The sequence below is a fragment of the Acinetobacter sp. GQ146 genome (assembly GCF_059758585.1).
On the sequence record NZ_JCAXDV010000002.1, the window covers coordinates 21,819 to 47,287 of the forward strand.

Below are 25,469 nucleotides of genomic sequence, written 5' to 3' on the forward strand. Positions count from 1 at the left end.
CATAAAAAAAACCCGCTCTAAAGCGGGTTTTTTCAAATCAAATGGACTTAAGCAGATTTTTTAGTTTGTGCATTCTTACGAATCGTAATCATCACCAACTGCACTGCTGCAGGTGTCACACCCGGAATACGACCTGCTTGCGCTAAGGTATCTGGGCGTACATCTTTCAGCTTTAAAGTAATTTCACGTGATAAACCTGAAACCGCGTCATAGTCAAAATCTGCTGGAATTTTAGTTTCTTCCAAACGCTTCATTTGCGCAACATCTTCATGCTGACGGTTAATATAGCCTTCATATTTCACTGCAATTTCAATTTGGTCACCCACTTGTTGTGACACTTCAGAACCTGTCAGTTCTGCAATTTGCGCAAATGAAATATTTGGACGTTTGAGCAAGTCGATGGCGCTACACTCTTTAGACAAGTCAGCACCTGTCATTTCCACAAACTTTTTACCCATTGGATTGTTGGGTGCAGCCCAAAGATGTTGCAAACGACCAGTTTCTTTCTCAACAGCTTCCATTTTTTCACAGTAAGCTGCCCAGCGTTCATCATCCACCAAGCCCATTTCACGACCAATTGTCGTTAAACGCTGATCCGCATTATCTTCACGTAACATCAAACGGTATTCCGCACGTGAGGTAAACATACGGTACGGTTCTTTAGTGCCTAAAGTAATTAAGTCGTCAACCAATACACCAATATACGCTTCGTCACGTTTTGGCGTCCATTGTTCTTGATCCCATGCACGACGCGCAGCATTTAAGCCTGCAAGTAAGCCTTGTGCACCTGCTTCTTCATAGCCCGTTGTACCATTAATCTGACCTGCAAAGTACAGGTTGTTAATCGCTTTGGTTTCCAAAGTAAATTTGAGGGCTTGTGGGTTAAAGTAATCATATTCAATCGCATAACCCGGACGTAAAATATGCGCATTTTCCATACCACGAATCGAACGTACTAATTCAAACTGTACGTCAAATGGTAAAGAGGTCGAAATACCATTTGGATAAAGTTCGTGTGTATCTAAACCTTCTGGCTCTAAGAAGACTTGATGCGAATCTTTATCCGAAAAACGGTGAATTTTATCTTCAATCGATGGGCAGTAACGTGGTCCAACCCCTTCAATCACACCCGTGTACATTGGTGAACGGTCTAAGCCGCCACGAATAATGTCATGGGTTTTTTCATTGGTATGGGTGATGTAGCAGTTGACTTGTTCTGGGTGCATAGATGCATCACCCATAAATGACATCACCGGAGATGGAAAATCCCCTGGTTGAGGTGTCATGACGGAGAAGTCTACAGAACGTGCATCAATACGTGGTGGTGTACCTGTTTTTAAACGACCCACTGGAAGCTTTAATTCACGTAAACGCGCTGCAAGTGCAATCGAAGGTGGATCACCAGCACGACCGCCACTCGATTTTTCTAGACCCACGTGAATCACGCCGCCCAAGAAAGTCCCTGTAGTCAATACCACCGTTTTCGCATCAAAACGAATCCCCATTTGCGTCACAACACCTTTCACGGTATCGCCATCCACAATCAGGTCATCTGCCGCTTGTTGGAAAATATCCAAATTCGCTTGATTTTCTAGGGTCTCACGAATCGCAGCTTTATAACGCACGCGGTCAGCCTGTGCACGCGTCGCGCGGACTGCTGCACCTTTACGTGAGTTTAAAATACGGAACTGAATACCACCTTTATCGGCAGCCAGCGCCATAGCACCGCCCAATGCATCAATTTCACGAACCAAATGCGATTTACCAATACCACCAATCGCAGGGTTACAGCTCATCTGCCCTAAAGTCTCAATGTTATGAGTCAGGAGTAAAGTCTGTCGACCCATACGCGCCGCAGCAAGGGCTGCTTCCGTACCTGCGTGACCGCCACCGATAACAATGACATCGTAAACTTTAGGATAATGCATAGTGGTATAGAGAGAAATAAAAAGAATGACAGAGTATTATATCAAATATTGACGAATAAGTTGACAAATCAAGTCGATTTTATTTTAGAACACTTCACATTGGCAGTTGCATATCACTACATAAAAGCTATTGAATCGTCCAATAATTAAGCAATTACACACAATTTCTCTGCACTGTTTACCTGATTTAAACTGTTTTATTTTGTCTATTTTTTATCCTATTAATTAACAACATTAGAAACAAAGGAACAAGGTACGCATCATGAATAAGAATTTACTTCTCTCTGCTGTTTTAGGTGGTTTCTGTCTAGCTCCATTAGCAACTCAAGCAAATGATAAAGTTGAAACAATATATAACGTTCAAAAATACATGCAGGTGTGTAAAGGCAAATCTCAAGGAACACCTGTTAGTTTTGCTTATCGAGGCATTATTTGGAATGGAACCTGCGAGCCGCAGTTCTTCAGTACCAATAAAGCAGTAAAAGGAAATGAATCCGAATTGATGACTGCATGTCAAACCGATATGATGACCAAATCTGTCATGATCAATGGTATGGAAGTCAAAGGGAAATGTGCGCTCGGCTTTACCCCTCCATATCCTAAATAATCGCCACGTTCTAAAGAGTTATCCTCCACAAAGTGGTCAAAGCATTGCGGTTTTGACCACTTTATTCATTGTCTATTTTTAAAATTTAACCAAACCCTAATTCGAATAATGATGATTGTGCTGGCGAGCATTAACCTGTTGATTCATCATCGTTTTACAACACACGGCCCATATCTCAAAAGCCGTAGCACAGGCTTTCCGCCATTTTCTGATCCAGCTTATTTCTGTATACCTTAAATCGAAAAAACCATTTACCAGATTACTTTGCGAGTTCGAAGCTTGCCACCGCCTTGTTCTGTTTTAGTCGCTTATTGATCCGCTATTTAATTCCCATTTATGCGGCATCAATGATACTCAAGCCCGCGACTGTACCTTTGAAATGGGTATACCTAACACGGCTATTTCCCTAATCATGGCTCTTGCAGCCCTCTCCAATTCAACAAGCGCCATTCCATCGGCCCTCTATTCAGTTTTCATGTATCTGTTTGCCTTAATGATGGGCTATTTACTGACCCACAAAGATAATTTCTCCGAACTTGTATATGAACCCAATTAAGAACTTCTAGAACCCTAAATCAAATGTGTCCTGCACAGTCACGCTTTAAATGCTTTTTGATAACAAAATGCCCTTGTTAATTTTAAAATACATCGCAGACCTATTGTTTTGGCCTCATTCTACTCCAAAGATAAAACTAATAAATATCATAATAAAACAGTTACTTACCAAAGATTATTCCTAATTAACTTGCCTATTCATTATCTCTTAGCGTGCAATGCATCACTTTTATCTCAAAAGAATGCTGATTACATTCAAAACCATGCGCTGTAATGAAGTGCACATAAATGTCATTTTCAATTGATATGAATTGGTTAAGATCAAACAGGATTGTGAATCGCAGATGCGAATACCCCTACACAAAAATATTCATCGCAATCTGAATATGAAACTCAGGATCGAGTTTCTGTATAAAAAATCGAAAAATTAACAAGGAATTAAGAATGGATACAGGATTGATTACTGTCGTTTTACCCTTGGCATTAGGAATTGTGATGATGGGTTTAGGTTTGGAGCTAACCCCTAAAGACTTTGCCCGTGTCACGCAACAACCCAAAGCTGTCCTGATTGCGCTTTTTAGCCAACTGATTTTACTGGTCGGTGTTGCCTTCTTACTGTGTAAACTTTTTGCATTACCCCCCTTACTGGCTGTGGGCTTAATGTTACTCGCTGCCTCACCGGGTGGAAGTACAGCCAATTTATTTAGCTACTTGTTTAAAGGTGATGTTGCTTTAAATATTACCCTAACTGCGATTAACTCAGTGCTCGCCGCTGTGACCTTGCCATTTATTGTCAATTTCTCCATTGGACATTTCATGAATGATGGTCAACAAATTAATTTACAGTTCAGTAAAATTATTCAGGTTTTTAGCATCATTATTGTGCCTGTTGGAATTGGCATGCTCATTCGCCACTTTGCCCCGAATTTTACCCGTAAAATGAACAAGCCAGTTCGAATTTTTGCTGTCGTGTTCTTAATCCTCATTATTGTGGCGGCATTCATGAAAGAACGCGCTAATATTATGGAATACTTCGCGCAAATTGGAGCAGCAACCATTCTTTTTTGTATCATCAGTCTGTCTGTGGGTTATTTTGTACCACGCATGCTGGGGATCCACACCACCCAAGCCCGAGCCTGTGCTTTTGAAATTGGAATCCATAATGGCACCTTAGCCATAACGATTGCACTGACAGTGCTTCAAAACTCCACCATTTCTATGCCTGCTGCGGTCTATTCCTTATTTATGTATATCATTGCCGCAGGTTTTGGCATGTTGCTGAATAAATTTGACCGTCAAGCCGAACCTACGCAGAGTCGTAATCCTTCCCTCGAACTTGAGTCTTAAAATCCAAAACCCAAAAGGATGCTGATGCATCCTTTTTTACAGTTGTAGGAAAGTGTAGCTGTATGAGTGGCTCTGGGCTACAATGTGCGCTTTAGAAAAGCAAAGTTTGGGTTATATCCGTGAAGTGGTTACAAATTCATATTACTGTTGATCAAGCACAAGTCGATTTTACAGAAACCTTATTAAGTTCATTGGGCGCAGTGAGCGTGACTTTGGACGATGCTGAAAATCAAGACTTACTTGAGCCACTTCCAGGCGAAACTCCGCTTTGGAATAAAGTTATTGTGACAGGTATTTATGCGCAAGAAGACCATGAAGAAATTGATGTTGCGGCATTAGAAACCTTCATTCGTACTCAAATGCCTGATGCACCATTACGTAGTGAATTCCTCGAAGATCAAGTATGGGAAAGATCTTGGATGGACTACTATGAGCCAATTCAAATTGGTGAAAAATTCTGGATCGTACCTGAATGGTTAGAACCGCCTGAAGCAGATGCCGTCAATATTAAACTTGATCCAGGTTTGGCTTTTGGTACAGGTAACCATGCGAGCACCTTCTTGTGCTTACAATGGTTAGGCAAAACAGACCTCAAAGACAAAGTCGTCATCGATTACGGTTGTGGTTCTGGTATTTTAGGTGTCGCGGCATTACTTTTAGGTGCAAAAAAAGTCTATGCAACGGATATTGACCCTCAAGCAGTGTTAGCCACACAACAAAATGCTGAATTAAATGGTGTGCTCGAGAATATTTTTGTGGGTCTACCAGACGAGTTCAATGAAACTTTTTGTAGCCAAAAAGCAGATGTATTGGTGGCCAATATTTTAGCGGGCCCACTGATGGCACTTGCTCCAGAGTTTGCAACTTTAACCAAATCTGAGGCAGAGTTCGCACTTGCGGGCGTTATTGAAGAGCAAGTTGCTGATGTTTCTAGCATTTACTCTGAATTCTTTGATATATTAGAAGTTGAAAAACGTGAAGAAAACTGGTGCCGAATTTCAGGCAAACGCCACAAATCCTAATTATCTAATTTAAAAATCATGAGTGAAAAACAAACCAGCTGTCCTGAGTGTCTGACAATTTACCGAGTCTCTGTGGCTCAACTGACTGTTGCTCAGGGCATGGTTTGTTGCCCAAAGTGTTCAACCACGTTTAATGCTTTGACCCACCTACTCACTCAACCCTTCAGTTCGCCATTAACTAGTTCATCCTCTACAGATCAAGCATTTAATACCGCTGAGCAAGATGAAGAATACCGACCTCAAATGACAAACATTGTTTTTGAGCATTCTTTGTCTAATCGCCACCAGTTACTTGAAATTTTTGATCGTAAAATTGAACACTCTAATATTGACTTAAAAACCTACCTCAACAATCTTAACTATTTCAGTACTGATCCAATTGGTAATTTCCCTGCATTGAATCTGGCTGAAAAAGATGTAGAAAGAAAACCTCGTAGTCCTGCTTATTATGTTATGTGGGGCATCATCAACGTCACGTTAATTCTATTATTGTTATTCCAGTTCTTCTGGTTTAATCCTCAATATCTCAGAAATAACCCCACACTGGCTATGGGCTTTAATCAAGTCTGTGCTGCATTTAAATGTGAAAGGCTACAAGAAAACTATAATTTAATCACAGCAACAAAATTAAAAGCCAAACGTGTTGCTAAAAATCGTACCCTTTTTACTGGCGAGTTGGTCAACTCTCACGATAAAAGCCTTCCCTTACCTATTATTAAAGTCATCCTGACTAATCAAGGGGTACAAACGGGTACTTATACACTCCATCCCCGCGAATACTTAGCCGACAGTTTAGTCGGTATTCAGCGTATCCCTCAAAAAAGACCTTTTAAAATTAATTTTGAGCTTCCAGTGGAAAGAAAAAGCTTTGATGAGTACCGTTTAGAAATCATTGGTCCTTAAAAAAGGAAAAAACTACAAAAAAAGTAAAAAAAAAGTAAAAAAAATGCAGTTTTCTTGCTCACTTTTTCTAAGACAATGGTATCATACGCGCCACGAAAGCTTTGTGCTGCAAACTCCTCGCTAAATTTCACAACAACTACTAGTTTTGCCAATGCGCTTTATTTCAGATAATGCGTAGGGTATCTATTTTTTGTTTTGAATTTGATCAGTAACAAATATTAAACTATTGTTACGTATGTTTTTTGATCAAAATAGCTGAATTGTGGCAAGCTAAATGTACGAGTTTTAGAACTCCTCGTTTTAGGATCTAAAACGGAGTTCATTTATTTTTATAGACAACATTAATATACCGCTTTACCCAAGTGGTATCTGATTTTTCGGATTAATTCGCATGAATAGCAAATCTCCTATTTTTACTGCACAATCTGATGTTGCTCTACGTATTCACGTAGATCGCGCAGTTCGCCATTACTTTGCTCAATTGCAAGGCGAGCAACCTTCTCAGGTATATGACATGGTGCTGGCAGAAATGGAGAAACCTCTTTTATCTGTAGTTCTTGAGTATACACGTGGCAACCAAACACGTGCTGCTGAGATCCTAGGACTGAACCGTGGTACTTTACGTAAAAAGTTGAAAGCTCACGGTTTAATGAGTGAATAAATGATAAAATGCTTGCGGCTTCCGCGGGCATTTTTTTTACCTGCTATTTTAGCTTTTTTGTTTTAATTCTTGAAAACTGTGACGAAGATCATGACCATTAAACGCGCGTTAATCTCTGTTTCCGATAAAACTGGCATTGTTGAGTTCGCTCAAAACCTTTCTGCTCTAGGGGTAGAAATTTTATCAACTGGTGGTACATATAAGTTGCTTAAAGACAACAATATCGCAGTTGTTGAAGTTTCAGAGCACACTGGTTTCCCAGAAATGATGGATGGTCGTGTAAAAACTTTACATCCGAAAATTCATGGCGGCATCTTGGCTCGTCGTGGTTTAGACGAAGCTGTTATGGCAGAACACAACATCGACGCGATTGACTTGGTGGTTGTGAACCTTTATCCATTTGCTGCAACAGTCGCTAAACCAAACTGTTCACTTGCCGATGCGATTGAGAACATTGACATTGGTGGCCCGACCATGGTTCGTGCTGCTGCGAAAAACCATGCGTCTGTTGGTATTGTTGTCAATGCCTCTGACTATGACACTGTTGTTGCTGAGCTTAAAGCCAATGGCGCGTTGTCTTATGAAACTCGTTTTGATTTAGCTGTAAAAGCTTTTGAACACACAGCACAATACGATGGCATGATTGCTTCTTACCTCGGTGCTCGCGTAGGCAAAGCTGAAGGTGAAGCGGACAAATTTGCACGTACCTTCAACACACAATTAAATAAAGCTCAAGATTTGCGTTATGGCGAAAACCCGCATCAAGCGGCTGCGTTCTATGTTGACTCTGCAGCAACTGAAGCATCTGTTTCAACCGCAAAACAGCTTCAAGGCAAAGAGCTTTCTTATAACAACATCGCAGATACCGATGCGGCACTTGAATGTGTTAAATCTTTCGCAAAACCAGCGTGTGTAATCGTTAAACATGCAAACCCATGTGGTGTTGCAGTTTCATTAGACGGCATTCAAGCTGCTTATGATCTTGCTTATGCAACAGATCCTGAATCTGCATTCGGCGGTATTATTGCATTCAACCGTGAGCTTGATGTGGCAACTGCGCAAGCGATTGTTGACCGCCAATTTGTTGAAGTGATCATTGCACCAAGTATTGCTGAAGGCGTACTTGAAGTAACTGGCGCGAAGAAAAATGTTCGCGTATTGGTTTGCGGTGAATTACCAGCCATTGATGAACGTGCTCCACAACTCGACTACAAACGTGTGAATGGCGGTTTATTGGTTCAAGACCAAGACTTAGGCATGATCACTAAAGATGATCTTAAAGTTGTGACTAAGCGCGCTCCGACTGAACAAGAAATTGATGACATGATCTTTGCTTGGAAAGTTGCAAAATACGTGAAATCAAACGCAATTGTTTATGCGAAAAACCGTCAAACGATTGGTGTAGGCGCAGGTCAAATGAGCCGCGTTAACTCTGCACGTATTGCGGCGATCAAAGCTGAACATGCTGGTTTAGTGGTTGAAGGTGCGGTAATGGCATCAGATGCTTTCTTCCCATTCCGTGATGGTATTGATAATGCAGCGAAAGCAGGCATTAAATGCATTATCCAACCAGGTGGTTCTATGCGTGATGAAGAAACCATCGCTGCTGCGGATGAAGCAGGTATCGCCATGGTATTTACAGGTATGCGTCATTTCCGTCACTAATTGCGGATTTCGACTGTAATGACTTTGTCATTCGTATCAATTAAAACAGATTTCTAAATCTTGCATAAAGTCTTCGGCATTTCTGCAGAAGACTTTATGTCATTTCGATTCATGGAGTATGAACCGATGAACATTTTAGTTTTGGGTAGTGGCGGTCGTGAACATGCATTGTCATGGAAAATCGCTCAGGACGAAAAAGTAGCAAAAGTCTTCGTTGCACCTGGTAATGCAGGCACTGCAACAGAAAATAAATGTGAAAATGTTGCTTTAGATATTCAAAACAATCCTGCAATTATTGAATTTGCCAAAAACAATGCGGTGGATTTAATTGTTGTCGGCCCAGAAGCGCCTTTGGTGAATGGTGTGGTTGATGCATGCCGTGAAGCAGGACTAAAAATTTGGGGTCCAACTCAGTTTGCTGCACAGCTAGAAGGTTCAAAAGCTTTTGCTAAACACTTCTTAAAGCGTCACAACATCCCAACAGCATTTTATGATGTTTTCACCGATGTTGAAGCAGCTAAAGCTTATGTGACTGAACATGGCGCACCAATCGTGATTAAGGCTGATGGTTTAGCAGCAGGTAAAGGCGTAATCGTGGCAATGAGCAACGATGAAGCTTTTGCAGCGATTGATGACATGTTGGCTGGCAACAAATTTGGTGATGCTGGTTCACGTGTTGTGATTGAGCAATTCCTTGCGGGTGAAGAAGCATCTTTCATTTGTATGATTGATGGCGACAACATTTTACCAATGGCAACATCGCAAGATCACAAACGTATTTTTGAAGGTGACCAAGGTCCAAATACAGGCGGTATGGGTGCTTATTCCCCTGCTCCAGTTGTGACCAGCGAAGTCTTTGATCGCGTGATGGCTGAAGTGATGCGTCCTACTGTAGAAGGCATGAAGAAAGATGGTCATGTTTATACTGGCTTCTTATATGCTGGCTTAATGATTGATGAACAAGGTCAACCACGTGTAATCGAGTTCAACTGTCGTTTCGGTGATCCTGAAACCCAACCAATTATGATGCGTTTAAAATCTTCATTGGTTGATCTGGTTGAAGCAGGCATTGCAGGTAATCTTCCAGCCGAAGCAGAATGGGATACACGTAAAACCGTGGGTATCGTGCTTGCGTCTAAAGGCTACCCTGAAACTTCAAGCAATGGTGATGTAATTTCTGGTTTAGATACAGCAATGACCGATGCCAAAGTTTTCCATGCAGGGACAAAAGTCAATGAAAATGGCGACATCGTGACTGCTGGTGGTCGAGTCCTTTGCGTGACTGCATTAGGCAACACCATTGGTGAAGCACAAGCGAAAGCCCTAGAACTTTGCCAAAAAGTTACTTTTGATGGTATGCAATATCGTAAAGACATTGGTTACCGTGCTATTGCTCGTGAAAATGCATAATCAGCATTGAACATGGCATAAAAAAACCCGCAAGTTTGCGGGTTTTTTACATCACAATCACGCACACCAGCTAAGGTTCGCCCAAATTTAAATCGGCCCTAAGTACTTAAACAACAGAACCTGCCCCTTGGGTTGAAGTTGCTCGCGCTTTTAATTCCCTTGGTGTCACACCAAACCACTTTTTACAGGCCCGACTTAATGCGGACTGTTCAGAAAATCCTAAAACTGAAGCAATTTGGTTCATAGATACCTGCGTTTCCGCCAAATATTGCAACAGCAACTGTTGGCGTAATTGATCTTTAACCTCTTCAAAACTCACCCCTGCTTCATTGAGTTTGCGTTGTAAACTTCTAGGATGCATCGCCAACATTTTAGCGATATCAACCTTATTGGCTTTAGGACCAGATAAATTAATACGAAGCGCATGCCGTACACGATCAACAATAGAATCTTTATGGTTGCGGAAACTTCGCTCCAAATAGCTATCTACAATTTCTCGCAAGCCTTGATCGGTACTATCTAACTGAACATTAAGCATATTTTTATGCAAGTACAAGGCGGCATTTTTCTGATTTGGAATCACCTCAGCATTAAAAAAGCGTTTATAAATATTGAGTGGTGCAATCGGGCTATGTGGCAAAGTAACTTTTAATAATTGATAATTTTCTGCGCTTAAATACCGAAGCACACTGTGGCATACAGCCAGCCCTAAATCCATCGTCTGCCGTTTACTTAAAATATTGGATGCATCACTGAGCTGAATGTCATAAATAATTTCAACCATGTCCTGACTACGCCCAGATAAATCTATGGTCACATGCTCATTCATATACAGCCGAAGTGCAGTACCATGCAAAAACAACAAATCAGAACTGTATTTAATCACCTCACGCAAGGTCGTCGCACTTTGTAAGATGACCCCCAACACCCCAAGAATACTAATGTCTTGATAGGTAGAGAGACGTAAACCCAAATCGGCACAGTTCGCTTGTTGAGAACTATCTTCCAAAAGTTGTATCAATGCACATTGCGAAATCCATTTTTTATCATCTTGCAATTCAGACAACTGTAGCCCATATTTTTTTAATAATGGCACTGGATCTACACCGAACTGCTGCATAATTTCAGGATAACCCCGTAAGCCTGAACTATGAACTTTATCGCTAAATACATGTTTCTGTGCTATATAATTCACAGAATCCGAATACTTCATGCCAACAATCCTTGTCTCAACATGTCAAAAAATAGTCTCGATTTGTCAAGTTAGCATAAAAAAATATCAGCACAATTGCAAACATGGACATTTAACCACGCATTACCTCAACAACAATTAAAGATGTCGAGATAGATGCAGTTGGTCAAGGATGATGTCCATTTTCATAAATGTGAAAACAAGGAAAATAGAATGAATTTCAAAAATGTTACTGTCGCAGGAAGCGGTGTACTCGGCTATCAAATCGCGTTTCAAACAGCATTCCATGGTTTTAAAGTTACGGTTTACGACATTAACGATGAGATTTTAGCCAAAGCCAAAGCTAAATTTTTCGAATTAAGCGAATGCTATAAACGAGATTTGAATGCGACTCAAGAACAGCTCGACAATACATTCAATAATCTAAGCTATCAATCCAACCTAGCTGAAGCAGTGAAAGATGCTGATTTAGTGATTGAAGCTGCTCCTGAAGATGTTGCCATCAAAACTGAGTTTTATAAGCAACTGAGCCAAGTTGCTCCAGCAAAAACCGTATTTGCAACCAATACATCAACCCTATTACCAAGTCAATTTGCAGAAACGACGGGACGTCCTGAAAAATTCTTGGCGTTACATTTTGCCAATTTAATTTGGGTGAACAACATGGCAGAAATCATGGGCCATGCTGGAACAGATAAAAAAGTGTTCGATGATTTGGTTGAGTTTGCCAAAGCGATTGGCATGGTTGCTTTACCAATTTACAAAGAACAACCAGGTCATATCCTGAACTCCATGTTAGTCCCATATTGTATTTCTGCTTTAGAACTTTGGGTTAAAGAAGTTTCTGACCCTCACACGATTGATAAAACATGGATGAAATCTTTTGGTTCACCAAAAGGTCCTTTTGCAATTCTGGATATTATCGGGATTACTACGGTATATAATGTTGCAAAATTGAATGTTGAAACCAATCCACTGATGGCAAGCATTTTAGAAAAATTAGAAAAAGAATTTATTCACCCAGGTTATTTAGGCATGGCGACAGGCAAAGGATTCTACAACTATCCAAACCCAGCTTATGAGTCGGCTCAATTCTTAAAATAATCCATCAGTGATTGTGGAAAAACCTGCGTTAAGCAGGTTTTTCTATTTTAAACCCAAAGCACTGATACCCGTAAAAATTAATCCAACCCTCAATGCAGTACAGCAACTTATTGATCCACGCTATACACACAGCAAAATATCCTATTCCGCCTTATTCCCAAAAGTTTGCATTTACATGTTCAGCATCACTGCAACTTTAAACTTGATTACGCATCAACAAAAAACCTTAAAATAAAAGTAGATATGCCATTTTTAATGTACATCTTCAGTCCAGCATGATTTCATCAAAATCTCCAACCGTACTAGACTTTAGTCTAGAAAAAGATTCACGAATTTTCGATGTCCTATACCAATCTTGTTTCCACTCAAATGAACTTAACCTAAATATTTCAAATTTATCATTATGTTAAAAATAGTCGATCTAAAGCCTAAAGCAAGGTTTATTCATTTTTCATATGTCTATTGGATAAAATCTTATAAAGATTAATTTTTCAGCAAAATTAAAAAATTAGTCAAATTAAGTTAAAACAATATATTGTTTTTATTATTATTTTAATTAAATCGAATATTTTTCTTTGCGTCTAAACAGATAAGCATTGAATTCTTATTCACTATATTGAATATAGTTTTATTGTTATCATAACGTAACTTTTTAAGACATCAAAAACTGTTGCGATGCAATACGGCATGATTTCAATATCATAACGTGATTTTTTTGATAGGCTTAATACGAAAATTATTTTGGTCTTGTTGGGATGAAGCGAATTTTCTGGCTTGTTTAGAGCTGAAAATCGCAAAGTACCGAATTTTAATTCAGACACTACCATTCATCGTGATCCTGCATATTTATTTAGCGCGTCTTTATAATGCAATTACGATTGAGTTCGTCTGCACTAGGAATTATTCATGAAAAAGCTATTTAGCGTTTTATTGAGTGCATCTGTATTAACACTCAGTGCCTGCAGCAAACAGGAAGCTCCTGCAACTGAAGCAAAAACCGATACCATAACCACCACTGAACAAACTGTGGTTATGGCATCTACGGGTTCTGACGCTGACATCTGGCGTTTCATTGCTACGCTTCCAGAAACCAAAGAAGCGGGCATCAAACTCGAAGTTAAAAACTTTACTGACTATGTTGCGATGAACACCGCAGTAGCCAATAAAGAAATCGACATTAACGCATTCCAATCTTACGCTTACTTGGTTGCATTTAATGCCAATAACAAAGACAAGATTGCACCGATTTCGACCACTTACCTTGAGCCTATGGGCATTTACTCAAGCAAAGTGAAAAAGCTTGATGAATTCCAAAATGGCGCAACCATTGCAATTCCTAACGATGGTGCAAACGAATCACGCGCATTGTTATTACTGCAATCTGCTGGTTTAGTGAAATTAAAAACTGGTTTTGATGATGTAAAAGGCACACCTGCAGACATCGTTGAAAACAACAAAAAATTAGTAATCAAACCAATTCAAATGGCAACAGCTGTTCGTGTTAAAGACGAAGTGGATGCTATTGTATTAGGCAATACCCTTGCAATGGAAGGTGGCTTAAACGTATTAAAAGATGCGGTTTTCTATGAGCCAATTGACCAAAGCACAAAAATGAACGTGAACATTTTAGCTGTGGCTGAATCTCGTAAAGATGATCCTATCTTGAAAAAAGTGGGCGAGCTTTACCACACTAAAGCGGTAGAACAATATGTTCAAGAACACTTTGGTGGCACTAAAATTGATGTAAACAAACCTGTTAGCTATCTTACAGAAAGCAAATAGTAATATAATGCTGCAAACAAAACAGGCAAAGTGACTTTTGCCTGTTTTTTCATTTTGTACAGTTTTTGACGCTATGATTGAATTTAAAGACATTTCAAAACACTACGAGCTCAAGGGTCAAACCATACGTGCTCTGGATAACATTAACCTGACTATTCCAGATGGCAGTATTTTTGGCATTATTGGCTATAGTGGTGCAGGTAAAAGTACCTTAATCCGTCTGATTAATTTGCTTGAACGTCCGACGCAAGGTCAGGTCATTATTCGTGATACCGACTTTACGGCTTTGGATGCACGTTCATTACGTCAAGAACGTGCAAATATCGGCATGATTTTCCAACACTTCAATTTGCTACAAACCAAAACAGTAGCTGCTAACATTGAAATGCCGCTGAAGCTTTTGGGCTTTTCCAAAGCGGAAAGAGAAAAGCGTTTAAATGAATTGCTTGATTTTATCGATCTGAAGCATAAAAAAGATGCCTTTCCAGACGAACTCTCAGGTGGACAAAAACAACGGGTTGGTATTGCCCGCGCCTTAGCCAATCATCCTAAAATTTTACTCTGTGATGAAGCCACTTCAGCGCTAGATCCGCAAACCACCAAATCTGTTCTGGCATTATTAAAAAAAATTAATCAAGAACAAGGGATTACCATTGTCATGGTGACCCATGAAATGGATGTGATTGAATCGGTTTGTGATTATGTCGCGGTGATGGAACAAGGCAAAGTGATTGAAACAGGTCCTACACTGGATATCTTCAGTCAACCGCAGCATCCAACCACCAAGAACTTCATTCAAACGGTATTACAGCAACAATTGCCGATTAATATTCTCAAGAATTTAGAAAATCAAAATCAGCACAGTATTTATAGCTTGCAATTCTTGGGTACTTCAGCCCAAGAAACCGTGGTTCAGGCAGCTATTAAGCAATTCGATATCAGTCTGAATATTTTGTTCGCCAACATGACCGAAATTAATGGTTCGGTCATTGGACAGATGTTTATCCAGCTCTTGGGCGATCCACTAATCATTCAAGACACGATTGCATTCTTTGAACAAAATGGTGTGAAAGTGGAACAATCTGGAGTCTGCGAATGAGAGATTTAATCGTACAATGGCTGACAGACCTTACCGCACCCTTTTGGCATAGCTCACTGAGCATTGACCAATTTGTGACTGCGATGCAGGAAACTTTCCACATGGTGTTTTTCGCCATGCTGTTTGGTTCGATTTGGGGCTTTATTCAGGCCATTACCTTATTGGTAACACGCCCAGACGGGATTTTACCTAATCGTGTGGTCTATCACCTCCTCAACCCGATTGTGAATGCTTTACGTTCCCTGCCTTTTATTATTTTATTGATTGCCGTAATTCCGCTAACCAAAGTTATTGTAGGCACTTCCATTGGTACTTGGGCAGCCATTGTGCCCCTCACCATTTATGTGGGTCCGTATATTGGTCGTCTGATTGAAACTTCGCTATTAGAAGTCAATGAAGGAATTATTGAGTCTGCACAAGCGATGGGGGCTAACCCTTGGCAAATCATTTTCAAGTTTATTGTACCTGAAGCGCGCAGCTCGCTGATTCTCAATCTGACTACAGCGACCATTAGCCTGATTGGTGCAACGGCAATGGCGGGTGCTGTCGGTGCAGGTGGTATTGGTGATCTGGCAATTTCGTACGGCTATCAACGTTTTGATACCAGCGTGGTGATCCTGACCGTAATTGTCTTATTGATTCTGGTACAGTTGGTGCAAAGTCTCGGTGACTGGTTATCCCGCTTAAGATAAACCGAATATTTTAAAGCTCCCTAGATGGGAGCTTTTTTATGTGGATATTTTTCTATAATGTACCTTAGATCAGACAAACAAGAACATCTGTATGAAACTCCTGCCCCTCGTAATGAGCCTTTCTGTGCTTTCAACTATCAGCCATGCAAATACAATGGCTTATGACTATGTCACCAGTGTGAAGGTTAATCAGATTGAACTGAATGCTGCCATTGCTGCCGATCAAGTCGAAAAACTACTACAACCAAAACTGATGAAGACGACTAAAGTCTTTGTCGAATGTACTGGAAATTATGAATATAGCGCCAAGCCAGCCGCAGATAAAACGCTCGTATTCGAAATCTTCACTGAAGATAATCCCCAAATTAAAAATGCACATTTTTTTCAAAATAAAAATAATTTCAGACAACTTGGACAAACTAAAGGTCGGATTAGATTCAATTGGAACAACACTCAGAGCATGACCGAATCGATTGTTGTGCAAAACATTCCGATTACAGCACAATATACCTTGCAGCAATTTAAACACGATTTTAAACACAGCGCGCAGGTAATGAGCGCATCAGGTGAAGCACAAGTCCTTATTTTAGAAAGGAACCAAGTCACAGAATTTCTGAAACAGCCACAAGCGTTCACCCCGCCCTACACCGCTTATCTCAACTTTCACTTTAAAAATGGAAAATTAACGCAATTTGCCATTCAGCAAGCTCTGGCCTGTTGAGTTCATCGCGTTTACAACCGTACATCTGATCAGGTTCTACAGAGAATCACTCCAAAACAAGAGGATTGAAAACAAAATCAGCCCAGTCCATGCGTCAGGCTATTAAAACTTAACCAATTCATTTCAATTAAACTCAGAATCAGCATAGAGCATGCTAAACTATCGAGTGGTTTTAGCAGGGACTCATTTATGCACTTTGTTCATCTTGGTATTCATACCGAATTTTCAATTACTGAATCTATCGTTCGGATACCTGATCTGATTAAAGCTGCAGTCAATGATGAAATGCCCGCACTGGCTTTGACGGATCTGTCAAACCTGCATGCAGCGGTTAAATTTTATGGTGCTTGCCAATCTAAAGGCATTAAACCAATCTTAGGCTCCGTCATTCGACTGAATGATGCCGAACATCGTGTGACCTTATTGGCGATGACCAATACGGGTTGGCGTGGGCTGACCGAAATTGTTTCCCGCGGTTTTATTGAAGGGCAACAACTTGATATTCCCTGCGTACAAAAAGACTGGGTGCTAGAACAACATCACGACATTATTGCCTTACTGGGCATGCACAGTGATGTGGGTAAAATGCTCTGCTCCTCCAATCCGCAAAAGGCCGAACCTTTACTCGAACAATGGATCGAAAAGTTTGGCAATCGTGTGTATTTAGCCCTGACCCGAACTGATCGCCCCTTTGAAGATGATTACATTGTAGAAGCGGTTAAGCTGGCAAAAAAATATAATATTGGTGTGGTTGCGCATAATGATGTGCACTTCATTACCCGTGAAGATTTTGAAGCACACGAAGCGCGCGTCTGTATTGCCGATGGTTACGTACTCGGGGATAACCGTCGTCCAAAACCTTATAGCCCTGAGCAATATTTCAAAACAGCTGCCGAAATGACCGAGCTGTTTTCTGATTTGCCAACTGCGATTGAAAATAGCTTTCATATTGCCCGACGTTGTAATGTCACGCTGCAACTGGGCAAATATTTCTTGCCGGATTACCCAATTCCTGAAGGCCATACGATTAACTCCTTCTTTGAGCATTTGTCTAAAGAAGGTCTAGAAGAACGCCTCAACCATTTATACCCAGTTGAACAACGTGGCGATGATTGGGCTGAAATTCGTAAGCCGTATGATGATCGTATTAACTACGAAGTCAACATCATTAACTCGATGGGATTCCCCGGCTACTTCCTTATCGTTATGGACTTCATTCAATGGTCCAAAAACAATGGCGTACCCGTAGGGCCTGGACGGGGTTCTGGTGCCGGTTCTTTGGTGGCCTATAGTTTAAAAATTACCGATCTTGACCCTTTACGCTACGATCTACTGTTCGAACGCTTTCTAAATCCAGAACGTGTCTCCATGCCCGACTTTGACGTCGACTTCTGTATTGCTGGCCGTGATAAAGTCATCGACTACGTGGCTCGTAACTATGGACGTGATGCAGTTTCCCAGATTGCGACCTTCGGCACCATGGCGGCCAAAGGTGCGATTCGAGATGTGGCCCGAGTCTTGGGTAAATCCTACGGTTTAGCCGATCGTATTTCTAAAATGATTCCAACCAAACCTTTAGGTTTGTCTCTGGAAGAGTCTATTGAAGCTGAACCACAACTCAAAGATATTGTGACCAACCCTTCGAACCCAGACAACGATGATGCTTCCGAAATTTGGGAAATGGCACTGAAGTTAGAAGGCATTACCCGTAATACAGGTAAACATGCGGGTGGTGTTGTCATTGCACCGACCAAAATTACCGACTTCTCTGCGGTACTCTGCGATGCTGATGGCACGGGTCGTGTTGCACAATATGATAAAGATGATGTCGAAGCGGCGGGACTGGTCAAATTCGACTTCTTGGGTCTACGTAACTTAACCGTCATTGAAGATGCGGTGCAGAACATCAACAAGCATTATCCCTCAGAGATAGCACTGGATATTGCCAATATTCCGCTGGATGATAAAGACGCTTATTTAGTCTTCGCCAATGCCAATACCACTGCGGTATTCCAGTTTGAATCCGTCGGCATGAAAAAAATGCTCAAAGAAGCTCGTCCGAGCAAATTTGAGGAAATTATTGCCTTCGTATCGTTATACCGACCTGGCCCGATGGATCTGATCCCTGACTTTATTCACCGTATGCATGGCGGAGAATTTGAGTACTTACATCCTTTGCTGGAAGGCGTACTCGAACCAACCTACGGCATTATGGTGTATCAAGAACAGGTTATGCAGGCAGCACAATACTGTGCTGGTTATACTCTGGGTGGCGCGGACTTACTGCGTCGTGCGATGGGTAAAAAGAAACCTGAAGAAATGGTCAAACAGCGCCAGATCTTTATTGAAGGTGCTGCGAAAAAAGATATTGATGAAGCCACAGCTAACCATATCTTCGACTATATGGAAAAATTCGCAGGCTATGGTTTTAACAAATCTCACGCTGCAGCTTATGCATTGGTTGCTTACCAAACTGCATGGTTAAAAGCCCACTATCCTGCCGAGTTTTTATCTGCGGTTATGTCTTCGGAAATGCAGAATACCGATAATGTGGTATTCCTGATTGATGACTGCCGTAGCAATGGTTTAGACGTACTCCCACCTTCGGTGAATATGTCACTGTACCATTTCCATGCGACCGATGAGAAAACCATCGTTTACGGCTTAGGGGCCATTAAAGGCGTCGGTGAACAGGCCATGCAGTCTGTGATCGACTCTCGACTGCAAGATGGTCCATATAAAGACTTGTTTGATTTCTGCCATCGTATTGATTTAAAGAAAATCAACAAACGTACCCTTGAAGCCTTAATCCGCGCGGGTGCATTGGACTGTTTAGGTATTGAACGTTCTAGCTTGATGGCGCAATTGCCTGAGGCCGTGCAAGCAGCGGAACAGGCACGAAGTAACCGTGAAACAGGCATTATGGATTTGTTTGGTGAGGTTGAAGAAGTTCAGCGTAAACCAGCCAAACCTGTCAAACCTTGGTCCGATGAAGTTCGTCTCAAAGGTGAAAAAGATACACTGGGGCTATATCTCACGGGTCACCCAATTGATGTCTATCGCCCTGAATTAAAATCTTTTATTCCAGCCAAAATAAATGAACTCACACCGACACGTCGCGGTGTAACCACCGTCTTTGCTGGCTTGGTGGTTGATGTGGCTAACTTCCCGAACCGTGTCATGATTACTCTCGATGACGGAACATCCCGTATTGAAGTCTCTGCCAATCACGAACGTTTCCAGCGTTTTAAAGACATTATCGTGAATGAGCGTGTGGTGGTGATTGAAGGCGAAATTTATGAGCGTGAAGGTTTTGACCGTCCAATGGGCCGTCTGACCAAAGCCTTTAACCTGAATGAAATTCGCCAAAAACGTGCCAACAGCATTCAGATTAAATTACATGCTGAGCATCTGAGTAAAACCTTAAGCCAAGATTTACAAAAGCTCTTGCTGCCTTACTGTAATGTCGATATGTGTAATCATATTCCGGTGATCTTGCAACTGGATTATGCCTACGCTACCGCAGACTTACATTTAGGGATGCAGTGGAAAGTTGCCCCGCTTGATGAGCTTTTAAGTAAATTACGCGATTATTTTGGCAAAGAAGCCATCTATATTGAATATCAGGTGAAATCAAAAGCCGCCAAAGCCGTGAATTATGAACAGGCGAAACCTGTGCAAGTCCCACCGCCACCAGAAAACCTAAGTATGGATGAAGCGATGGACTTATATCAGGCAGATGTGAACCAATATTCTTAAAGATCAAGAAATTAAAACATTAATGGACGTGTCATGAATCAATTTGACAATACAGCCGTTGCTGACCATCTCTCGCATATCCGAATTGTGATGGTAAATACCACTTTACCAGCCAATATTGGCAGTGCATTACGCGCCATGAAAACCATGGGACTGAGTCAGTTGGTCTTGGTTGCACCCAAAACCTACCCGCATCCCGACATTGAAGCTCTGGCTGCAGGTGCAGTTGACCTAATTCCGCAAATTAAGATTGTGGAAACTTTAGAACAAGCCATTCAAGACTGTCATATTGTATTTGGCACCAGTGCGCGTAGCCGAACTATTCCTTGGCCATTGCTAGATGCGCGTCCCGCAGCAGAAATGTCGCTCAAAGCCGTAACCACCGAGCAACAAAATATTGCCGTGATTTTTGGACGCGAAGATCGGGGGTTGACCAACGAAGAGCTGGCTCTGGCCAATTATCACGTCACCATTCCTGTCAACACAGAATATGGCGTATTAAATGTGGCGCAAGCCATTCAAATCATCTGTTATGAAATGCGGATGGCGGCTCTTGCCTGTGTCGAACACACCGAAGCCTCTGAAGCGATGATGCCTGTGACCGAGACGACCCAAATGCATTGGGATGAGCCGCTGGTCACGCATGAACAGATGCAACAGTTCTATCCGCATTTAGAGAAAATGCTTGAAGACATTGAATTTTTAGATCCAAATAATCCAAGATTACTGCCTTTACGCTTGCGTCGCTTATTTGGGCGTATACAATTAGATAAAATGGAATATCATTTACTACGCGGAATTTTCAGTCGTGTACAAGCCTTAAATAAAGGCACATGGAAACCATCTGCACCTAAAACTATAGATAAAGAGGATTCGTCTGATGCTTAAACAGCTCAAAGAGGATATACAAGCTGTATTCGCGCGAGATCCAGCAGCCCGAAATACTTTAGAAGTTTTAACAACCTATCCAGGCATTCATGCCTTAATCATGCATCGCGTAGCGCATGAACTTTGGAAAAAAGAATGTAAAGGCTCTGCACGACTCCTTTCCTCTTTTAGCCGTTTTGCAACAGGCATTGAAATTCATCCTGGAGCCAAAATTGGTCGTCGTTTCTTTATCGACCACGGTATGGGTGTAGTGATTGGTGAAACCGCAGAAATTGGTGATGATGTCACGCTTTATCACGGTGTAACCTTAGGTGGAACCACATGGAATAAAGGCAAACGCCATCCCACTTTAGAAGATGGAGTGATTGTCGGTGCAGGTGCAAAAATTTTAGGACCTTTTACCGTTGGTAAAGGGGCAAAAGTAGGCTCCAATGCGGTAGTCACCAAGGCTGTTCCTGCGGGTACAACGGCCGTCGGTAACCCTGCACGCTACATTAGCAAAGACCGTCCAAAAGATGAGGATGAAGCACGCCGTCGTGATTATGCCGAAAGTATTGGCTTCCAACCTTATGCAGCAACACAGGATCAATCGGATCCGATGCTGGAAGGTATGCGAGTTTTACTTGACCGGATTCAAAGCAATGAAAAACGTATGAATACCTTATGTCAGCGGTTATCGTTGCTAGATCCGAGCTTTAAAAAACAACAGTTGAACGAACAACCTTATAGTGAAGAAGAATTAAAAATTCTGGAAGATGTCCGCCGTGAATGTGAAGCACAAAGTGGCTCTTCCAAAGCATAAATACATCATTAAAAACCAACTGTAACACGTACGATATTGCATGTTCGTCAGAGTTTTCTTAGACTGACGAACATGCCGATTTATATCACTTTTAAAAGAAAGAATGGATGAATACTATGACGTTAAAGCCTCTGGCAATTGCATTAATTGCCGCATCATTTCTAACGGCTTGTAGCACAACCCCAAATAAGAACTCTAAAGAACCGATTATTTTTACCGAACCTGATACTACACCTCCATTTTATGCCCTCAATCCATTTGACTATGCTGCACCACCGCCATTTGAATTAGAGTTAAAACAAGCTGCTGCTCAGCCTGTAACAAAAATGGTCGTTTCTAGCTCGGCAAATCCGAATGAGAAAATTACTTTAGACACCAATCGCTTGATTATTCCTACCGTCAATAGCAATCAACGCAGCATGAAATATGCCGTGTTGGCAGGTGAAAATGAAATTGATATCACTGATATTGATGACTTTTTACAACTGGTCGAAGGTAAAGCCCGTCACTATCCACCACGTTTTAGCGAGCGTAAAGAACGTAAAGGATTTGAGGCCAAGTTAAAACAGGTGACACAAGAGCTGGACACTTTAGCCGTCCGTGACGACGCATCTTTTGATGTGCTGATTCGTGCATTTAAAGCCAGCGTTATGGCACGTAATCTAGACTTGGGTTCAGTATACACCACCAAATCACTCACTTATGCACAACGTATTTTAAAGATTAACCAAGATGATGCTGAAGCCAACTTCTGGTTCGGTTTTGGTTTGTCTGAAGGTGGTGGTCAACGTGAAGCGATTCCATATTTAGATAAGGCCATGAAAGCTGGAGTTCAAGAAGCTTATTTGTCTGCGGCCAATAACTATATTGCAATGGAACAAAAGAAAAGTGCGATTCAAATCTTGAAAAACTACAAACTCAAGTACCCGCAAGAAGCCGCAGTGGCTGACCGCTTAATTAGCGAAATTGAAACGCAAGGGCGCTGGAATGTGTGGCAAGTGTTAAATCCACCTAAAGCATCTTAATTCATCTCAATACAAAAATAGATCGTCTTGTACGGTCTATTTTTTTGCAATGATTGAAAAAGCTGACAATTACCGTATGATTTAAAAAAAATCAACAAAATGTGATTGTCAGAACACGATATGCCAAAAAAAATCAGCCGTATTGCCTTATTTGCTGTATTGACCACGTCCCTGCTCACAGGTTGCCAAGTCGTTACGGTTAAAAATCAAGCAGTCAAAGTCACGATTACCAATGAACGTGAAAGTATTCTGACACGAGATAAATTAAGTGAAGCCAGCCTCAATGTTCTTTCTATGACAGGACGTGAAGCCAAAGTTTGTACACTACAACCCACACCATGTGTGCAAGAATTACAACAAATCCCGCAAATTCAGGATGAACAACTTTTATCGACCGCCAGTGAACTTTATCTGGCACGTGCATTGGCACTTGAAGAATCATCTGAATGCAAGATGGGGATATTGGCCAATCATAAATCGGAAGAAAAGCAAAAAATTCAGCAAGAAACTTATCATAAATGTCTTGATGAAGAATTAGATATGCTTGATAAAAGCATCCGTTATAGCTACGCCTATATGTTCAAAACACAGCGTGGACCAGAAGACCGTATTTTTGATAACCGACAGGTACAAATTCGAGATTTCTATAACTTGGCGATTGCTAAACTATCGAATGCCTATACCCTTCGCCATCCACAAAAAGAAGTGGAGCGCCAAATTCAGATTGGTAAAAGCATCTATCAAATTGACTTCAGCAATTATCCCTTACTCAAAGAGCAAAAAATTGAACAATTAAAATCGAGCTATAATCTCAACTTTTCGGGATTACGTTCGATTAACCGCCGTGATGGCTTTGGCTCAGAGTTTGTGGTGGTGTTACCCGATGCCAATGCCGCAGACAATGAATTGAATCAATATATTATTGACCCCTTACATTATTCTTATAAAAGCGGAATCAATCCCAATATTCATCAAGCCCGCTACTTAGCAGCCACCTTTACGGCACAACCCAAATCGGCCACGTCTGTGCAGGATATTTTAACCCAGCCTGAATTTGTGATTCGAGCCTATGACCCTTATAAGTATGAAACCATTGAACTTGCTGGGAAAAAATATCCTTTAGCAGCCAACTTTTCGACGCCTTATGGTCTCTGGTTAGCCGAAAATAATTTGGGAAAAGCCGCTTATCTCACCTTGATTGACCGTGATAACCGCTTAACCATGCCGCATTTGTATATGCTCGAACCTTATAATCCCAACAAAAAAATTATTGTGCTCGTGCATGGCCTAGCCAGTAGTCCTGAAGCTTGGATTCGTTTGACCAACGACATTATGGGAGATCAGGTTTTACGTGAAAACTTTCAGGTTTGGCAGGTTTTTTATTCAACCAATATGCCGATTATTGAAAGTCGTTTCCAAATTTATGCCTTACTCAAACAGGGCTTCGCAGAGGTGAATGCCAATGCTGCTGCCAAAAAAGAGGCCGTTTTAATTGGGCACAGTATGGGAGGCATCATCGCGAGATTGTTAGTCAGTGATGCAGATGTGACCAAAAAGGCCATGTCCATGATGAGTAATCGTCAACTCAATAAATACAAAAACCTATCGATTGTTTCTGACCGTATGCATATGCAAGATATCCCGAATTTTAGCCGTGCAATCTTTATTTCTGCACCGCATCGAGGCACAGCCTATGCAGACCTGTGGTTTACTCGTGCAGCACGTAAAGTCATCAAGCTGCCCGGGGCGTTTTTAACGGCGGTCAGTGATACGCTGCAAAGTCAGGATCTCGATTTTAGTGATTTAGCCAAGCAAATTGATCAAGGGCTGATTCAGAATGGTCCAAGCGATTTGAGTCATAAATCCAAATTTATGGCTCTAACTTCGGACATTATGCCGCGTAAAGGCTTGTTATTTCATTCCATTATGGGCAATAACACCAAAAGCGACGACCTTAATCTTATTACAGATGGTATTGTTCCCTATAAAAGTGCTCATCTCGATGGAGCTGTCTCAGAGAAAATTATTAAAGGTGGACATTCTATACAAGAAACCCCTGAGGCCGTGCTGGAGTTGAGACGTATCCTACGCTTACATCTGGTACAACTCGGACTCTATAAGCCATAACAACCTGCGCTAGCCCATGTTCTAAATACTTAAACATGGGCTAATTTATTTGATTCTTCTCCTGATTTTTCATCCTCCCCATTCATTAGAATGGTTTTGAATTACTATTCTTTTCATTTGATTATATTAGCGCTAAGGTAAATGCCATCGGCTTAGACTGAAAATATAAAAATGTTTGAA

Annotated in this window: 19 protein-coding genes; 17 read left to right on the plus strand and 2 right to left on the minus strand. The window is 41.2% G+C overall.

Annotation, left to right across the window (positions count from 1 at the left end; all coding sequences use genetic code 11):
* Positions 1–47 precede the first annotated feature (47 nt).
* Positions 48–1,928 (minus strand): tRNA uridine-5-carboxymethylaminomethyl(34) synthesis enzyme MnmG, encoded by a 1,881-nt coding sequence (mnmG, locus tag AC6CHI_RS03350; RefSeq protein WP_498119433.1) that lies wholly within the window; start codon positions 1,926–1,928, stop codon positions 48–50.
* Between the two features lie 262 nt (positions 1,929–2,190).
* Between mnmG and AC6CHI_RS03355 the strand changes: the two genes are divergently transcribed.
* From AC6CHI_RS03355 to purD, 7 genes are all read left to right on the plus strand, one after another.
* Positions 2,191–2,535, plus strand: coding sequence for a hypothetical protein (locus AC6CHI_RS03355; RefSeq protein ID WP_458891577.1), 345 nt, complete (start codon positions 2,191–2,193; stop codon positions 2,533–2,535).
* Between the two features lie 999 nt (positions 2,536–3,534).
* Complete coding sequence (locus AC6CHI_RS03360; RefSeq protein WP_498119434.1) at positions 3,535–4,437, plus strand: bile acid:sodium symporter family protein; 903 nt, start codon at positions 3,535–3,537, stop codon at positions 4,435–4,437.
* A 119-nt stretch (positions 4,438–4,556) separates the two neighbouring features.
* Complete coding sequence (gene prmA, locus AC6CHI_RS03365; protein WP_498119435.1) at positions 4,557–5,459, plus strand: 50S ribosomal protein L11 methyltransferase; 903 nt, start codon at positions 4,557–4,559, stop codon at positions 5,457–5,459.
* Between the two features lie 18 nt (positions 5,460–5,477).
* Positions 5,478–6,362 carry a DUF3426 domain-containing protein gene (locus AC6CHI_RS03370; RefSeq protein ID WP_498119436.1) on the plus strand — a complete coding sequence of 295 codons (885 nt, stop codon included), beginning with the start codon at positions 5,478–5,480 and terminating at the stop codon, positions 6,360–6,362.
* 391 nt (positions 6,363–6,753) lie between these two features.
* Entirely contained in the window at positions 6,754–7,023 is a 270-nt protein-coding gene (fis, locus tag AC6CHI_RS03375) for a DNA-binding transcriptional regulator Fis (protein ID WP_001086304.1), read from the plus strand.
* A gap of 90 nt (positions 7,024–7,113) precedes the next feature.
* A complete protein-coding gene (gene purH, locus AC6CHI_RS03380) occupies positions 7,114–8,688 on the plus strand; it encodes a bifunctional phosphoribosylaminoimidazolecarboxamide formyltransferase/IMP cyclohydrolase (protein WP_498119437.1) in 1,575 nt (524 codons plus the stop codon).
* Positions 8,689–8,814: 126 nt separating this feature from the next.
* Positions 8,815–10,098: a phosphoribosylamine--glycine ligase gene (gene purD, locus AC6CHI_RS03385; protein ID WP_498119438.1), complete on the plus strand. Its 1,284-nt coding sequence runs from the start codon at positions 8,815–8,817 to the stop codon at positions 10,096–10,098.
* A gap of 106 nt (positions 10,099–10,204) precedes the next feature.
* Here purD and AC6CHI_RS03390 read toward each other — a convergent pair whose 3' ends face one another.
* Positions 10,205–11,311, minus strand: coding sequence for an AraC family transcriptional regulator (locus AC6CHI_RS03390; protein ID WP_498119439.1), 1,107 nt, complete (start codon positions 11,309–11,311; stop codon positions 10,205–10,207).
* Between the two features lie 192 nt (positions 11,312–11,503).
* On the opposite strand from AC6CHI_RS03390, the gene AC6CHI_RS03395 reads away from it, so the two are divergent.
* The 10 genes from AC6CHI_RS03395 to AC6CHI_RS03440 all read left to right on the plus strand — a co-directional run bounded on the left by AC6CHI_RS03395 (position 11,504) and on the right by AC6CHI_RS03440 (position 25,289).
* On the plus strand, positions 11,504–12,394 hold the full coding sequence (locus tag AC6CHI_RS03395; protein WP_498119440.1) for a 3-hydroxyacyl-CoA dehydrogenase: 891 nt from the start codon (positions 11,504–11,506) through the stop codon (positions 12,392–12,394).
* Positions 12,395–13,300: 906 nt separating this feature from the next.
* The gene (locus AC6CHI_RS03400; protein ID WP_498119441.1) at positions 13,301–14,176 is read left to right on the plus strand and encodes a MetQ/NlpA family ABC transporter substrate-binding protein; all 876 of its coding nucleotides are present in this window, start codon (positions 13,301–13,303) and stop codon (positions 14,174–14,176) included.
* A 73-nt stretch (positions 14,177–14,249) separates the two neighbouring features.
* Positions 14,250–15,275, plus strand: coding sequence for a methionine ABC transporter ATP-binding protein (locus tag AC6CHI_RS03405; protein ID WP_498119442.1), 1,026 nt, complete (start codon positions 14,250–14,252; stop codon positions 15,273–15,275).
* Positions 15,272–15,967: a methionine ABC transporter permease gene (locus AC6CHI_RS03410; protein WP_498119443.1), complete on the plus strand. Its 696-nt coding sequence runs from the start codon at positions 15,272–15,274 to the stop codon at positions 15,965–15,967. Before AC6CHI_RS03405 ends, AC6CHI_RS03410 begins: the two co-directional genes overlap by 4 nt.
* Before the next feature lie 124 nt (positions 15,968–16,091).
* Positions 16,092–16,688: a hypothetical protein gene (locus tag AC6CHI_RS03415; protein ID WP_498119444.1), complete on the plus strand. Its 597-nt coding sequence runs from the start codon at positions 16,092–16,094 to the stop codon at positions 16,686–16,688.
* A gap of 189 nt (positions 16,689–16,877) precedes the next feature.
* The gene (dnaE, locus tag AC6CHI_RS03420) at positions 16,878–20,447 is read left to right on the plus strand and encodes a DNA polymerase III subunit alpha (protein WP_458891565.1); all 3,570 of its coding nucleotides are present in this window, start codon (positions 16,878–16,880) and stop codon (positions 20,445–20,447) included.
* Positions 20,448–20,480: 33 nt separating this feature from the next.
* Positions 20,481–21,335 (plus strand): RNA methyltransferase, encoded by an 855-nt coding sequence (locus tag AC6CHI_RS03425; protein ID WP_498119445.1) that lies wholly within the window; start codon positions 20,481–20,483, stop codon positions 21,333–21,335.
* On the plus strand, positions 21,328–22,137 hold the full coding sequence (gene cysE, locus AC6CHI_RS03430; RefSeq protein WP_458891563.1) for a serine O-acetyltransferase: 810 nt from the start codon (positions 21,328–21,330) through the stop codon (positions 22,135–22,137). Before AC6CHI_RS03425 ends, cysE begins: the two co-directional genes overlap by 8 nt.
* A gap of 116 nt (positions 22,138–22,253) precedes the next feature.
* Positions 22,254–23,162 (plus strand): ABUW_2363 family tetratricopeptide repeat lipoprotein, encoded by a 909-nt coding sequence (locus AC6CHI_RS03435; protein ID WP_458891562.1) that lies wholly within the window; start codon positions 22,254–22,256, stop codon positions 23,160–23,162.
* Between the two features lie 120 nt (positions 23,163–23,282).
* Positions 23,283–25,289 (plus strand): esterase/lipase family protein, encoded by a 2,007-nt coding sequence (locus AC6CHI_RS03440; RefSeq protein ID WP_498119446.1) that lies wholly within the window; start codon positions 23,283–23,285, stop codon positions 25,287–25,289.
* Positions 25,290–25,469 lie beyond the last annotated feature (180 nt).

What these genes read in the sequence shown, in the direction of transcription:
- AC6CHI_RS03405 (WP_498119442.1), top strand. Translation starts at nt 14,250, where the DNA reads ATGATTGAATTTAAAGACATTTCAAAACACTACGAGCTCAAGGGTCAA.
- AC6CHI_RS03360 (WP_498119434.1), top strand. Translation starts at nt 3,535, where the DNA reads ATGGATACAGGATTGATTACTGTCGTTTTACCCTTGGCATTAGGAATT.
- dnaE (WP_458891565.1), top strand. Translation starts at nt 16,878, where the DNA reads ATGCACTTTGTTCATCTTGGTATTCATACCGAATTTTCAATTACTGAA.
- AC6CHI_RS03440 (WP_498119446.1), top strand. Translation starts at nt 23,283, where the DNA reads ATGCCAAAAAAAATCAGCCGTATTGCCTTATTTGCTGTATTGACCACG.
- AC6CHI_RS03390 (WP_498119439.1), bottom strand. Translation starts at nt 11,311, where the DNA reads ATGAAGTATTCGGATTCTGTGAATTATATAGCACAGAAACATGTATTT.
- fis (WP_001086304.1), top strand. Translation starts at nt 6,754, where the DNA reads ATGAATAGCAAATCTCCTATTTTTACTGCACAATCTGATGTTGCTCTA.
- AC6CHI_RS03395 (WP_498119440.1), top strand. Translation starts at nt 11,504, where the DNA reads ATGAATTTCAAAAATGTTACTGTCGCAGGAAGCGGTGTACTCGGCTAT.
- AC6CHI_RS03425 (WP_498119445.1), top strand. Translation starts at nt 20,481, where the DNA reads ATGAATCAATTTGACAATACAGCCGTTGCTGACCATCTCTCGCATATC.
- AC6CHI_RS03435 (WP_458891562.1), top strand. Translation starts at nt 22,254, where the DNA reads ATGACGTTAAAGCCTCTGGCAATTGCATTAATTGCCGCATCATTTCTA.
- purH (WP_498119437.1), top strand. Translation starts at nt 7,114, where the DNA reads ATGACCATTAAACGCGCGTTAATCTCTGTTTCCGATAAAACTGGCATT.
- mnmG (WP_498119433.1), bottom strand. Translation starts at nt 1,928, where the DNA reads ATGCATTATCCTAAAGTTTACGATGTCATTGTTATCGGTGGCGGTCAC.
- cysE (WP_458891563.1), top strand. Translation starts at nt 21,328, where the DNA reads ATGCTTAAACAGCTCAAAGAGGATATACAAGCTGTATTCGCGCGAGAT.
- AC6CHI_RS03370 (WP_498119436.1), top strand. Translation starts at nt 5,478, where the DNA reads ATGAGTGAAAAACAAACCAGCTGTCCTGAGTGTCTGACAATTTACCGA.
- AC6CHI_RS03400 (WP_498119441.1), top strand. Translation starts at nt 13,301, where the DNA reads ATGAAAAAGCTATTTAGCGTTTTATTGAGTGCATCTGTATTAACACTC.
- AC6CHI_RS03355 (WP_458891577.1), top strand. Translation starts at nt 2,191, where the DNA reads ATGAATAAGAATTTACTTCTCTCTGCTGTTTTAGGTGGTTTCTGTCTA.
- purD (WP_498119438.1), top strand. Translation starts at nt 8,815, where the DNA reads ATGAACATTTTAGTTTTGGGTAGTGGCGGTCGTGAACATGCATTGTCA.
- AC6CHI_RS03410 (WP_498119443.1), top strand. Translation starts at nt 15,272, where the DNA reads ATGAGAGATTTAATCGTACAATGGCTGACAGACCTTACCGCACCCTTT.